Source organism: Nonomuraea africana, from assembly GCF_014873535.1.
Lineage (GTDB): Bacteria > Actinomycetota > Actinomycetes > Streptosporangiales > Streptosporangiaceae > Nonomuraea > Nonomuraea africana.
The window spans coordinates 4,075,442-4,087,655 of sequence record NZ_JADBEF010000001.1 but is presented as its reverse complement, the minus strand read 5'-3'; the positions used below and the strand labels follow the sequence as shown (position 1 = coordinate 4,087,655).

The window sequence follows — 12,214 nt, the reverse complement described above, 5'->3', positions numbered from 1 at the left end:
GACGCTAATTTCCACCTTTGGCATCTCGTATGCAAATAAGCTTCAGCTATGTTTTACGTACGCACCGGAGCCGAACGGCTGGCCGCGGATCCCGGCCTGGTCAAGGGCGGCAGGCTCGGCCTCATCACCAACCAGACGGGAGTCCTGAGAGATCTGACCCCCACGCCCGCGGCCCTCGAGAACCTGACCGCGCTCTTCAGCCCCGAGCACGGCATCCGCGGCACCGTGCAGGACGGCGCCAGCGAGGGGTCGGGGGAGAGCTTCGGCCTGCCGGTCCACGACACCTACCTCAAGGAGGGCGCCGAACTGGACGAGCTGGTGGCCGCCTCGGGGGTGGACACCCTGCTGTTCGACCTGTTCGACGTCGGGGCCAGGTTCTACACCTACGTCTGGACGATGAAGGACATGATGGAGTCGGCCAAGCGGCTCGGCCTGCGCTTCGTCGTGCTGGACCGGCCCAACCCGATCGGCGGCACCGTCGCCGAGGGGCCGCTGCTCGACCCGGCCTTCGCCAGCTTCGTGGGCGGCGCGCCGATTCCCAACAGGCACGGGCTGACGGTGGGCGAGCTGGCGCGCTCCCTCGACCCCGGCGTCGAGGTGATCAGGGCGGAGGGCTGGCGCAGGGATCTGCCGTTCGCCGCGACGGGGCTGCCGTGGGTGATGCCCTCGGTCAACATGCCCACGCTCGACACGGCGCTCGTCTATCCGGGCACCGGGCTGTTCGAGGGCACCAACCTGTCGGAGGGGCGCGGCACCACCAGGCCGTTCGAGCTGGTCGGGGCGCCGTATCTGGACGACAGGTTCGCCCCCTCGCTCAACGCCCTCGACCTGCCAGGGGTGCGCTTCCGCGATCTGTGGTTCATGCCGATGTTCGGCAAGCACGCGGGCACGGCCGTACGGGGGGTGCAGCTGCACGTCACCGACGCGCGGACGTTCAGGCCCGTGCTGACGGCGGTGTCGATGATGCATCTGGCCCGTACGCGGCATCCCGAGGAGTTCGCGACCACCCCGTTCCTCGACAAGCTGTGGGGGTCCGACACGCTCACGCGCTGCCTGGCGGCTGGGGGGGACCCGCGCGAGCTGTGCCCTGAGCCCGCCACCCCCGAGGGCGGGCTCCTGTACGCGTGACCTCAACGCAGATCGCGCCGGTAGAGCCAGAAGACCCGCTCGGCGCGCGCGCCCGCGGCGCGCGAGTAGAAGCGGAGCGGGCCCACCCAGCCGATCTGCGCCTCGGTCAGCCCGGACGCGTACTGCTCGGCCAGGCAGCGGCGCAGCAGCACGCCGCCGAGGCCGAGCCCGCGCGCCGCGGGCGAGGTGCCCATCGGGCCGAACCACCTGGGCCTGGCGCCCCAGGCGGCGAACGCGGCGATCTGGCCGTCGAGCCTGGCGTAGTGCAGTCCTGTGGCGCTGCTCGCCTCCCATGCCCAGCGCTCGTTCCACTCCTTCTCGACGAAGGCGGCGACCTCCATGCGGTCCTGGTCGCCGGCCTTGTGGAGCGTGACGCCCTGCCGTACGCGCTGCTCCTCGGCGGGAGGCGGCAGCGGGGCTGTCATGTTCCACGCGACGTGGTAGCGCTCGTAGCCCGCGCTCTCGGCCAGGCAGGCGGCGGCGGTGTATCGCACGTCGATGCCGGGCCACGCGTAGGCGGGCGGGTTGCCCGCGAAGCGCGCCTGCGTCGCCCCCTCGGCACGCAGCCACTCCTCGGCGGCGCCCAGCAGCGCGCGTCCGCGCCCCTTGCCCTGATGATCGGGGTGTACGGCCAGCAGGTCGATGTGCCCGACCGAGGGCTCACGCTCGGCCAGCGAGGCCATGACGAAGCCGCCCTCGGTGGCCAGCGCCGTCCAGCGGCGGGTCTGCGGCGGCGCGGCCAGCCGTTCGACCAGCTCGGGGGCCTCGTCGGCGTCGAGCGTGAGCGCCGCCCTGGCGATCTCGCCCAGCGCGGGCAGCTCGGCGGTGGTGATCACACCCGCCCCAGGTGGGTGGCGACGACCTTGCGCGACCTGGGGTGGAAACAGGCGTGCACCTGCGGGACGCCTTCGGTGAGCCCCAGCACGGGACGGCCCGTCTCGCACTCGTCGGTCCTGAACGGGCAGCGCCTGGCGAACAGGCAGCCGGCGTCGTCGTGGTCGGCGTCCAGCGCCTCGGTCGGCACCACCGGCTCGGGCCCCGGCTCCTCCAGGCCGTGCAGCACGGGGATGGCCGACAGCAGCGACTGGGTGTAGGGGTGCACGGGATCGGCGATGATCGTGTCGACCGCTCCGCGCTCGACGACCTGTCCCCGGTAGATGACGTACAGCTCGCCGTCGTCGCCGATGTAGCGGGCGGTGGCCACGTCGTGGGTGATGAACAGCACGCTCACGCCGAGGCGTTCGCGCAGGTCCTTCAGCAGCGCCAGGATGCCGAGCCGGAGCGAGACGTCGATCATGGAGGTGGCCTCGTCGGCGACGAGCATCTCGGGGTCGACGGTGAGGGCGCGGGCGATGACCACGCGCTGGCGCATGCCGCCCGACAGTTGGTGCGGGTAGCGGCCGAGCACGCTGCCGGGGTCGAGGCCGACCAGCGACAGCACCTCGTTGGCGCGCTCGTCGATCCACGACTTGGGCCGGCGGGTCTGCTTGGCGCGCAGCTCCAGCGGGGCCCGCAGCGTCTGGTGGATGGTGCGGGTGGGGTTCAGCGCGGAGTAGGGGTCCTGGTGGATCATCTGGACCTTGCGGAAGAGCCGGTCCTTCGGCGAGGTCACGCTGACGCCGTCGATGGTGATCTCGCCGGTGTCGTAGGTCTCGAGACCCGCGATGATCCTGCCGAGCGTGGTCTTGCCGCACCCGGACTCGCCGATGAAGGAGGCGGCCCCGCCCTTCGGGATCTGGAAGTCCACTCCGCGCAGCGCCTGCACCGTGCGTCCGGACAGCACGCTGCCGCGCTGCTTGAACGTCTTGGTGATGCCCGTGCCGCTGATCATGCGTGCTCCTTCACCTTGACCGCGTGGCAGGCGACGATCCGGTCCCCGTGGGAGAGCGCCTCGGGATCGACGGTGTCGCACACGTCCATGCGCAGCGAGCAGCGCTCCCTGAACACGCACCCCTCCTTCGGCACGGTGGCCAGCGTGGGCGGCCGTCCCGGCAGCGCCTGCGCGTCGTTGATGTCACCCGTCAGGCGCGGGATGGCCTTGATCAGGCCGCGCGTGTAGGGGTGCTGCGGGTCGGCGAGCACCTTGCGGGTGGGGCCCTGCTCGACGATGCGCCCGCCGTACATGACCGCGAGGCGGTCGGCGACCTCGGCGACCACGCCGATGTCATGAGTGATGATCATGGTGGTCAGCCCGCGCTCGGCGTGCACCTCGCGGATGATCCGCAGGATCGTCGACTGGGTGATCATGTCGAGCGCGGTCGTCGGCTCGTCGAGCACGACCAGGTGGGCGTTGAGCACCAGCGCCAGCATGATGCCGACGCGCTGGCGCATGCCGCCCGACAGCTCGTGCTGGTGGGAGTCGAGCACCCGCGCGCCGTCCAGGCCCATGCGGCCCAGCAGCTCCTTGGCCTCCCGCACCAGCCCGCGCAGGTCCTCGACGCCGTGCGAGCGGCCCAGGTCGAGCAGCTGCTTGCCGACGGTCTTAAGGGGGTTGAGCGAGTTCTGGGCGGCCTGGAAGACGTAGCCGATGTGAGCGCCGCGCGCCTTGCGCAGCCGCTCGCCGCTGAAGGACACCACGTCGCCCAGATCGTCGATCACTACGCTGCCCGCGCTGATGCGTCCGGGTGGTTGGACCGCGTTGAGCAGCGAGAAGGCGAGCGTGGACTTGCCCGAGCCCGACTCGCCGACGATGCCGGTGATCGTGCCGGCCGCCAGCTCCATGCTGACATCCCGTACGGCGGGCAGCTCGCCCGCCGGGGTCTTGTAGACGACCGTGAGGCCGTCGATGCGCACTCCCGGCGCTTGTTTCGGCACTTCCTACTCCTCGCGCAGCCGGGGGTTGAAGATCTCGTCCATCGCGTCCACCACCAGCACGATCCCCAGCGTGAGCAGCAGGATCGCCAGCAGCGGCGCCAGCAGATAGCCGAGGGCGGTCGGTGTGATCATCGCGCCGGCCTGGAAGACGGCGAGATTGAGCATCACGCCCCAGTTGTCCGACTCGTAGGGGAGCACACCCAGGAAGAACAGGCCGACCTGCGCGTACACGGCGCCGGTCACCGCGATGAGCATGTTCATCGCGATATAGGGGGCCATGCTGGGCAGCAGTTCCTTGCCGATGATGTGCGAGGTGGACAGACCGAGTCCGCGCGCCGCCTCGATGAAACCGCGCTCACGCAGGGAGAGGGTCTGCGCGCGGACGGCTCGGGCCACCCCGCCCCAGCCGAGCAGGCCGAGCACCAGCCCCATCTGGATGGGGTTGCCGAACTTCCACACCGTCGCCAGCACCAGCAGCAGGGGCAGTCCGGGGATCGTGAGCTTCATGTCGGTGATCCGCATGAGCACCGTGTCCCAGCGGCCGCGCTTGAAGCCGGAGTACAGTCCCAGCGCGGTGCCGAGGACCACCGTGATGAGGGCGGTCACCGTGGCGCTGAGCAGCACGTAGCGCGAGCCGGTGATGACCAGCGCGAGCACGTCCCTGCCCTGGGGGTCGGTGCCGAACCAGTGCTCCCAGCTCGGCGGCTGGGTGATGGCGTTGGGGTTGTCCGGCAACTGGCCGGGGAAGAACATCGGCCCGAAGACGCCCATGAACGCGAAGCCGAGAATGATGACGACCCCGACCATGCGGCTGGGCTTGCGCTTCATGACGCGCCAGACGCCGTTCCAGAAGTTGCGGCGCATGCTCGCCGAGGTGCTCTCCAGCAAGATGCTCATCGGGCCTCCTCCCCGCTGCGGACCCGCGGGTCGATCACGGTGTAGAACAGGTCGGCCACGATGTTGGCCACGATGACCGACACGGTGATCAGCAGGAACGCGCCGCCCATGAGGGCGTAGTCGCGCAGGGTGATGCTGTCGATGAGCAGCCACCCGAGACCCGGATAGTTGAAGATCTTCTCGATGAAGACCGCGCCGCCCAGCAGCAGTCCCAGCGAGAGCGCCAGGATCGTGAACAGCGGCAGGATCGCGTTGCGCGCGATGTACCGGAAGATGATCGACCGCTTCATCCCGCGCAGCTCGGCGGCCAGGATGAAGTCGTCGCCGAGCACCGTCACCACGCTGGACTTCATGGCCAGGATCCAGCCGCCGTAGGCCGACAGCGCGTAGGTCGCGACCGGCAGGACGGCGTGCTCGGCCAGCGAGCCGAGATATCCGGCGTTGAAGCCCGGCTCGAACAGGATGTCCACCGGCCCGTCGGCGGGGAGGATCGGGATCAGCGTCGCGAAGATCACGACCAGCAGCATCGCCAGCACGTACTGCGGGATGCCGTGCAGCAGCGAGCCGGAGATGGCCAGCGCGTCACCCAGCTTGCCGGTGCGCCTGATCGCCGCGTACACGCCCAGGATCACTCCGACCAGGAAGCTGAGCAGGGTGCCGAGCAGCACCGGTAGAACGGTCCACTTGGCCGCGTCGGTGAGGACGTCGAGTACGGGGGTCCCGGGCCTGGTGACCGAGACGCCGAGGTCGAAGCGGAGCAGGCCGCTCATGTAGTCGACGTACTGCTCCCACATCGTGCCCGACGGCAGGAAGCCGTACAGCACCTTGGTGGCCTGCATCGCCGCCTCCGGCGACATGCCCTGCTCGACGAGCTTCTCGTAGCGGGCGGCGACCGGGTCGCCGGGGATGTTGTTGACGATGAAGAAGCTGATCGTGGCGACCACGAGGATCATGACGAACCCGCGGGCCAGGTGGCCCGCGAGTCGCCGCGCGATAACCGTCATGGTGCGTTACTGCTTCGCCTTGACCAGACCCTGCTGGATCCAGACACCCGAGGGAAGGACGCCCTGTCCGAGACGCAGGATCTCGTCGTCGTGGGGCCAGCCGGTGAAGCGGCTGTTGTTGACGAACTGGTTGTTGATGTAGTCCCAGAGCTGGATGACCGGAAGGTCCTGGTTGGCGGCCATGGCCAGCTGGCTCATGATCGGCTTGGCCTCGTCCGGGCCCACCGAGTTCAGCTTGGCGGTGAGCTCGCCCGGGTTGATCTTGGCCCCGTCGACCTCGATCTCCTCGGGGCTGCCCATCCAGTTGCCGCTCTTGCCCGCGGGGGAGTGCTTGACCTTGCCGCCGATGTTGGCCCAGCCGTTGGAGGCGCCGTAGAGGCGCTGGAAGATGTCGTACGGCGCGGGGCCGAGCGCGATCAGCCAGAAGCCGACGTCGTACTTACCGGCCGCCAGCTCCTCGAGGTAGACGGGGTAGTCGGCGGTGGTCACGACCTCCGCGTCGATGCCGGCCTTGACGAGCTGGCTCTTGATGTTCTCCTGGGCGGACAGCCAGTCGGAGAAGGGAGCCGGCGCGTGCATGGAGACCTTCCACGGCGTGCCGTCGGCCAGCGTCCACTTGCCGTCCTTCTTGGTCAGGCCGGCGGTCTTGAACTCCTCCTCGGCCTTGGCCAGGTCGGTCTTGTACGGCTCCAGCTTGGGCAGCGTCTCGGGGATCCAGGCGGCGGCGGCCTTCTGGTGGATGCCGGTGGTGGTGGTCGCGGCGGTGCCGCCCTCGGGGGAGGCGACCTTGGTGACCTGCTCGCGGTCGATGAGGTAGGCCAGACCGCGGCGCACGTGCACGTTGTCGTACGGCTTCTTGCTCTGGTTGAAGGCCATGCTCACGGCCACGGGGGAGTAGCCCTTGATGACCTCGCTGCCCGGCGCGGCCTTGATCCGGTTCATCACGTCGGTCGGCGCGGCGACGAAGCCGGAGTGGTCGAGCTTGCCCTGGGTGAGGTAGTTCCAGATCTGCTCGTTGCCGGTGTAGTTGAGGAACTTCACCTGGGCGGGGGCCACGTTGGCGGCGTTGAAGAAGTGCTTGTTCTTGACCAGCAGCGCCTCGCCCGGGTTGACCCGCTCCAGGACGAAAGGCCCGCCGGCGACATCCTTCGGCGGCGCGAAGGCGATCACCTTCTCGCCCAGCGCGGTGATCTCCTCGCGAGCCTTCTCCGCGTCGGGACCGTCGCCGCGAGCGGTCTTGATCGTGTCCCAGATGGTGGCCGGCACCGCGCTGCTCCACACGTGGGCGGGCAGCACCGTGGTGTCGAGCACGCCGCGCGCGAACTTGGGGCTGGGGTTGGCCGGGTCTTGCGTGATCTTGATGGTCTTGTCGTCGATGACCGTGACCTCGGCCGCCGCGCCCGCCGCGCCGGGCGTGACGGCGAAGGCCGTGCTGCCCTGGGTGTAGGCGAGGGCGATCGAGAGCTTCACGTCCTCGGCGGTGACCGGCTTGCCGTCGGACCACTTGGCGTTCGGCTGCAGCTTGAGCGTGATGGCGGAGTTGTCCGGCGCGATCTCCCAACTGGCCGCCATACCCGGCAGGGCCTTGTTGGGGTCGGTCAGGTGGTTCACGACCCACCCGATCTTCATCGTGGTGTACCCGGGGAAGGCGTTGCCCTTGGGGTTGTACGGGTTGGCCGGGGCGCTCGCGTCGATGCCGGGCCTGTTCACGTCGATCGTGGTGAAGAGGCCGCCACCGGCGCTCCCACCAGCGCCCGCCGGCTTGTTGTCGGTGCTGCTGCACGCCGTCGCCGTGGCGAGACCGAGCAGCGCCACTACGGCTGCTAGTCGCTTCATGTACCGCTCCGTGGGGGGCTATCGATGGGTCCGGATAGATCGGGGATTGTCCGGACCCTATGGTCAGCCCGCGGACGCGTCAATAATCTCCAGAGGTTGTGAGGTGAATGTAACTTTCCTTCATCGCACGTCACGCTGGAAAAAGGCTGTCACAGGGGGGTGGGGTCGCACGGCGCGCCGGGGCGCGCCGGGACCCGCGTAGTGTATCGGCTGGTCACCCGGCGCCGAAGGTTCTCGTTCATGGCGGTACTCGCCAGCGGATTCACGCTGTGAACTGTGCAGCTAGTCACGAGCGGCCGCTTCGCCGGCCCGGCCTACCCGGGGATGTGGCCGTACGTGCGACCGATCTTCTTCGCCGTCTTCACATGGGTGCTGGCCTGGCGCCTCCTCATGATCGTCCGCGTCCAGCTCGCCGAGCACCGCCATCGAAAAGGAGAGTCGATGAAGGTCATCACAAGGGCCGGATGGAAGGCCTGCCACCCCGGACGGCCCGATCTACACCGTGCCCTGGTCGGCCCGAACCGAGTTCTTTGTCCACCACACCGACGGACCCCGCGACCAGCCGATCAGCAGTATCCAGGACTTCCATATCGACGGCCGCGACTGGACCGACATCGGATACAACTGGCTGGTCCGCGATGTCGGCACCATCTACGAGGGGCGCGGCTGGACGGCCGTCGGTGCCCACTGTCCCGGCCACAACCGCACCGGGATCGGCGTCGCCTACATCGGCAGCAACAACCCCATCGACGGCCACAGTGAGAGCACCGCGATGATCGGCGACCGCATGGACACCGACATCGTCTGCGGCATGGAGGCGGGCCTCTACACGATCCTGGTGCTCACCGGCGTGACCCAGCGCGGGCAGATCGACCGCTTCCCCCACCGGCCCTCGCGCGTGGTCGAGTTCGCCGCCACAAGGCGTTCCTGGGCCTAGCGTCCGACATACCTGCTCAAAGCAGAGTCCCGCTCACCTCCGAAGAGATAGCGGGACACTCCTTCCGGATTGTCAGCTCTCGGGATCACATGAGCAGGCATCCTGGTCGGTGTCGGGCTCCTCGTCCACGGCATCCTGGTCGTAGGTGTCGGGCTCCTCGTCCACGGCATGCGCAAGAACCACGAGGTGGACGCCTATCGGGTGGCCTGCCGCTAGAGCTTCTCCTGCGGCGCGTTCGCGTAGAGCCCGAGCAGGCGGGCCGCGAACGCCTCGTCGAGCGGGAGCGGCCGGTCCTCCAGCCTGCCCACCATGACCACGCCGTGGGAGTTGGTGAGGAAGACCGCCGCGAAGGAGGGCAGGTCGCCGACCCTGACGGGGTGACGGTCCTGCGGAATGCCGGCCGCCAGCAGCTCCCGCTCCATCACCTGCATGGCGATGCCGTGCAGCATCGGCGCGTCGGGCCAGATCACCGTGGTGCCGTCGAAGCAGCCCAGGTTGGTGATCGTGCCCTCGGAGACCAGGCCCTCGGCCGTGGTGAACAGCGCCTCGTCGAAGCCGGCCGCCGCGGCCCGCGCGCCGAAGTAGCCCTGGGCGAAGCCGCCGGTGTGCTTGATGTGCGGCAGGAAGCGCTGGTGGACGACGGACATGACGCTCCTCGGCGTAGTGGCGACCTCCTGGGGCGGCCGCACGGTGACGAACACGTGCGGCCGCTCGGCCTCCAGCACGTAGACCCGCACGCTGGCGTCGCGGATGTCGTCGCCGAGCCCGGTCCTGATCGAGTCGAGGACCAGCTCGGTGTCGAGCTGCTCGCCGTAGAGCTCGAGGTTGGCCGCTTGGAGGCGGGCCAGGTGCAACTCGAGTCCCCGGGTGCGCCGGTCGCGCACCTGCATGGCGGTGAAGTGCCCGTTGCGGGCCAGCATGGGGAGAGCGGCGTCGGGTCCCGCGACGCTGCCGTCGATGACGGTGATCACCGCTCCAGCCTACGTGCGCCGCAAGGAGTGGCGGGGTGTAGCAAGCGTTTGGTTGGATAACCGTATGGATGAACGAGAGGTGGCCGACCGGCTGGAGATCGCCGGTGTGCTGGCCCGCTACGCCAGGGCGATCGACACCGGCGAGTGGGACGGGCTCTCGGCGGTGTTCACCGCCGACGCGGTGATCGACTACCGGGCGGCGGGCGGGATCGCCGGCGGGCTGGCGGAGGTGCGGGCCTGGCTGGCCGAGGTGCTGCCGCACTGGCCGGGCCGCCTGCACCTGATCGGCGCGCCGGTGATCGACTTCGTCGGCGGCGAGGCCGTGGTCCTCGCGCCGTTCACCGACACGCTGTCGCCGTCGAGGGAGATGGTGGCCGCCGGCGCCAAGGGGTTCTGCCAGGGCGGCGGCTGGTACCACCACCGCATGGTCCGCACGCCGTCGGGGTGGCGCAGCCGGGAACTGGTGGAGGAGCAGGCCTGGCGGACGATCGGGTGAGCGAGCCTGACGTCGCGCGGGCCCGCCCGCGCCCCACGAGGGGCGTGATGGACGGGCCCGCGCCGGTGACCTCGGTGGGCTATCGGGGGCCTGCCGTACCCGCGGAGAGCCTGGACAGCGCGAGAGAGGCGTAGAGGGCGGCGCCGTCCGGCAGGACGGCGTCGTCGAACCGGGCCTCGGGCGAGTGGTTGTACGGCGCGTCGGCGGGGTCGCGGTCGCTCGGGCAGGCGCCGAGGAAGACGAAGGCGCCGGGAACGTCCTCCAGCACGTAGGAGAAGTCCTCCGAGCCGGTGACCGGCTGGGGGAGGACGAAGAAGCGGCCAGGCCCGAACAGCGCGTCGATGGTGTCGCCCGCGAAGGCGGTCTCGTCGGGGGTGTTGACCGTGACCGGGTAGCCCATGCCGAAGGAGGCCTCGACCCGCAGGCCGTGCGCCGCCGCGATGCCCTCTACCAGCTGCACGGCGCGCTCTTTGACGCGGGTCCTGTTGGCCTTGCTGAAGGTCCTGATCGTGGCGGAGAAGCGGGCGTCGTCGGGGATGACGTTGTCGACGGTTCCCGCGTGGAAGCTGCCCACGGTCACCACGACCGGGTCGAACACGTCGAAGGCCCTGGTCACCAGCGTCTGCAGGGCGGTGACCATCTCGCAGGCGGCCGGAACGGGGTCCTGGGCGCGGTGCGGGGTGGAGCCGTGGCCGCCGCGGCCCCGCACATGGACGTTCAGCGTGTCGGCGGCGGCCATGAGGGGCCCGCCGCGCGAGGAGAACATCCCGGGCGGCAGCATGGCCGAGATCACGTGCATGCCGTAGGCGGCCACGGCCCGCGATCCGGCGGCGTCGAGGACGCCCTCGTCGATCATGTGCTTGGCGCCCTCGTAGCCCTCCTCGCCGGGCTGGAACATGAACACCACGTCGCCGGCCAGCTCGTCGCGCCGTCCCGCGAGCAGGTGCGCGGCGCCCGCGAGCATCGTGGTGTGCAGGTCGTGCCCGCAGGCGTGCATCTTGCCGTCGTGGGCGGAGATGTACGGCAGGTCGTTGCGCTCGGCCACGGGCAGCGCGTCCATGTCGCCGCGCAGCAGGACGGCGGGCCCCGGCCGGCCGCCGCGCAGCACCGCGGTGATCGAGCTGAGCGAGTCGCCCGTGCTGATCTCCAGCGGCAGGCCGTCGAGGGCGGCCAGCACCTTCTCCTGGGTGATGGGCAGGTGGAGGCCGACCTCCGGGGTCTGGTGAAGGGAGTGGCGGAGCCTGACGAGCTCGTCCCGCATGTCCTGCGCGGATTCTAGAAGCGACATGAAGCACATTCTTCACGCGTCCGCAACGAGCTCGACAAGTGCCTCTTTGTAGGATGGGGAGGATGACTGAGCGTAAGCCCATCCAGAGCTGGCTGTCCGACATGGACGGCGTCCTCGTGCACGAGGGCCAGCCCGTCGCGGGCGCCGACGTGTTCATCAAGCGCCTGCGCGACTCGGGCAAGAGCTTCAGGGTGCTCACGAACAACTCCATCTACACCCCGCGCGACCTCGCCGTACGGCTGCGCAACGCGGGCCTGGAGGTGCCCGAGGAGTCCATCTTCACCTCGGCCCTGGCCACCGCCCGCTTCCTCGACGACCAGCGTCCCGGCGGCTCGGCCTACGTGATCGGCGAGTCGGGGCTGACGACGGCGCTGCACGAGGTCGGCTACGTGCTCACCGACCTCGACCCCGACTACGTGGTGCTCGGCGAGACCAGGACCTACAGCTTCACCCAGATCACCAGGGCGATCAGGCTCATCGAGGGCGGCGCGCGGTTCATCGCCACCAATCCCGACCCGGTGGGGCCGTCGAACGAGGGCTCGCTGCCCGCTTGCGGCGCCGTGGCCGCGATGATCACCAAGGCGTCGGGCGTCGAGCCGTACTTCGTCGGCAAGCCCAACCCCATGATGATGCGCCACGCGCTGAACGCCATCGACGGCCACAGCGAGAGCACCGCGATGATCGGCGACCGCATGGACACCGACATCGTCTGCGGCATGGAGGCGGGCCTCTACACGATCCTGGTGCTCACCGGCGTGACCCAGCGCGGGCAGATCGACCGCTTCCCCTACCGGCCCTCGCGCGTGGCCGAGTCCGTGGCCGACCTGATCGACCTGGTCTGAG

Annotated in this window: 12 protein-coding genes; 4 read left to right on the top strand and 8 right to left on the bottom strand. The window is 69.5% G+C overall.

Annotation, left to right across the window (positions count from 1 at the left end):
* Window positions 1–48: 48 nt before the first annotated feature.
* Entirely contained in the window at window positions 49–1,128 is a 1,080-nt protein-coding gene (locus H4W81_RS19350) for an exo-beta-N-acetylmuramidase NamZ family protein (protein WP_192776108.1), read from the top strand.
* 2 nt (window positions 1,129–1,130) lie between these two features.
* Here the strand turns inward: H4W81_RS19350 and H4W81_RS19345 are convergent, their stop codons facing one another.
* Genes H4W81_RS19345 through H4W81_RS19320 form a run of 6 tightly spaced genes read right to left on the bottom strand, consistent with a single transcriptional unit; the run spans window position 1,131 to window position 7,679 of the window.
* On the bottom strand, window positions 1,131–1,964 hold the full coding sequence (locus tag H4W81_RS19345; RefSeq protein WP_192776107.1) for a GNAT family N-acetyltransferase: 834 nt from the start codon (window positions 1,962–1,964) through the stop codon (window positions 1,131–1,133).
* Window positions 1,961–2,959 (bottom strand): ABC transporter ATP-binding protein, encoded by a 999-nt coding sequence (locus tag H4W81_RS19340; protein WP_192776106.1) that lies wholly within the window; start codon window positions 2,957–2,959, stop codon window positions 1,961–1,963. The genes H4W81_RS19345 and H4W81_RS19340 overlap by 4 nt, the downstream gene beginning before the upstream one ends.
* Window positions 2,956–3,942: an ABC transporter ATP-binding protein gene (locus H4W81_RS19335; RefSeq protein WP_318781822.1), complete on the bottom strand. Its 987-nt coding sequence runs from the start codon at window positions 3,940–3,942 to the stop codon at window positions 2,956–2,958. Before H4W81_RS19335 ends, H4W81_RS19340 begins: the two co-directional genes overlap by 4 nt.
* Window positions 3,943–3,945: 3 nt before the next feature.
* Entirely contained in the window at window positions 3,946–4,839 is an 894-nt protein-coding gene (locus H4W81_RS19330; protein ID WP_192776105.1) for an ABC transporter permease, read from the bottom strand.
* Window positions 4,836–5,843 (bottom strand): ABC transporter permease, encoded by a 1,008-nt coding sequence (locus H4W81_RS19325; protein ID WP_192776104.1) that lies wholly within the window; start codon window positions 5,841–5,843, stop codon window positions 4,836–4,838. The genes H4W81_RS19330 and H4W81_RS19325 overlap by 4 nt, the downstream gene beginning before the upstream one ends.
* 6 nt (window positions 5,844–5,849) lie before the next feature.
* The gene (locus tag H4W81_RS19320; RefSeq protein WP_192776103.1) at window positions 5,850–7,679 is read right to left on the bottom strand and encodes an ABC transporter substrate-binding protein; all 1,830 of its coding nucleotides are present in this window, start codon (window positions 7,677–7,679) and stop codon (window positions 5,850–5,852) included.
* Window positions 7,680–8,181: 502 nt separating this feature from the next.
* Between H4W81_RS19320 and H4W81_RS47365 the strand changes: the two genes are divergently transcribed.
* Complete coding sequence (locus H4W81_RS47365; protein ID WP_318781821.1) at window positions 8,182–8,616, top strand: HAD hydrolase-like protein; 435 nt, start codon at window positions 8,182–8,184, stop codon at window positions 8,614–8,616.
* Between the two features lie 212 nt (window positions 8,617–8,828).
* On the opposite strand, the gene H4W81_RS19305 is transcribed toward H4W81_RS47365, so the two are convergent.
* Window positions 8,829–9,587 carry an aminotransferase class IV gene (locus H4W81_RS19305; protein ID WP_192776102.1) on the bottom strand — a complete coding sequence of 253 codons (759 nt, stop codon included), beginning with the start codon at window positions 9,585–9,587 and terminating at the stop codon, window positions 8,829–8,831.
* Window positions 9,588–9,651: 64 nt separating this feature from the next.
* Here H4W81_RS19305 and H4W81_RS19300 point away from each other — a divergent pair, with 64 nt between their 5' ends.
* Window positions 9,652–10,083, top strand: a complete 432-nt coding sequence (locus H4W81_RS19300; RefSeq protein ID WP_192776101.1) for a nuclear transport factor 2 family protein — start codon at window positions 9,652–9,654, stop codon at window positions 10,081–10,083.
* A 79-nt stretch (window positions 10,084–10,162) separates the two neighbouring features.
* Here H4W81_RS19300 and H4W81_RS19295 read toward each other — a convergent pair whose 3' ends face one another.
* Window positions 10,163–11,371, bottom strand: a complete 1,209-nt coding sequence (locus tag H4W81_RS19295; protein ID WP_192776100.1) for a M20 metallopeptidase family protein — start codon at window positions 11,369–11,371, stop codon at window positions 10,163–10,165.
* A gap of 62 nt (window positions 11,372–11,433) precedes the next feature.
* On the opposite strand from H4W81_RS19295, the gene H4W81_RS19290 reads away from it, so the two are divergent.
* The gene (locus H4W81_RS19290; protein ID WP_192776099.1) at window positions 11,434–12,213 is read left to right on the top strand and encodes an HAD-IIA family hydrolase; all 780 of its coding nucleotides are present in this window, start codon (window positions 11,434–11,436) and stop codon (window positions 12,211–12,213) included.
* The last annotated feature ends 1 nt before the right edge of the window (window position 12,214 follow it).

Excerpts from the sequence above, each read along its gene's own strand:
- H4W81_RS19350 (WP_192776108.1), top strand. The coding sequence starts at position 49 with ATGTTTTACGTACGCACCGGAGCCGAACGGCTGGCCGCGGATCCCGGC.
- H4W81_RS19340 (WP_192776106.1), bottom strand. The coding sequence starts at position 2,959 with ATGATCAGCGGCACGGGCATCACCAAGACGTTCAAGCAGCGCGGCAGC.
- H4W81_RS19330 (WP_192776105.1), bottom strand. The coding sequence starts at position 4,839 with ATGAGCATCTTGCTGGAGAGCACCTCGGCGAGCATGCGCCGCAACTTC.
- H4W81_RS19325 (WP_192776104.1), bottom strand. The coding sequence starts at position 5,843 with ATGACGGTTATCGCGCGGCGACTCGCGGGCCACCTGGCCCGCGGGTTC.
- H4W81_RS19320 (WP_192776103.1), bottom strand. The coding sequence starts at position 7,679 with ATGAAGCGACTAGCAGCCGTAGTGGCGCTGCTCGGTCTCGCCACGGCG.
- H4W81_RS19300 (WP_192776101.1), top strand. The coding sequence starts at position 9,652 with ATGGATGAACGAGAGGTGGCCGACCGGCTGGAGATCGCCGGTGTGCTG.
- H4W81_RS19295 (WP_192776100.1), bottom strand. The coding sequence starts at position 11,371 with ATGTCGCTTCTAGAATCCGCGCAGGACATGCGGGACGAGCTCGTCAGG.
- H4W81_RS19290 (WP_192776099.1), top strand. The coding sequence starts at position 11,434 with ATGACTGAGCGTAAGCCCATCCAGAGCTGGCTGTCCGACATGGACGGC.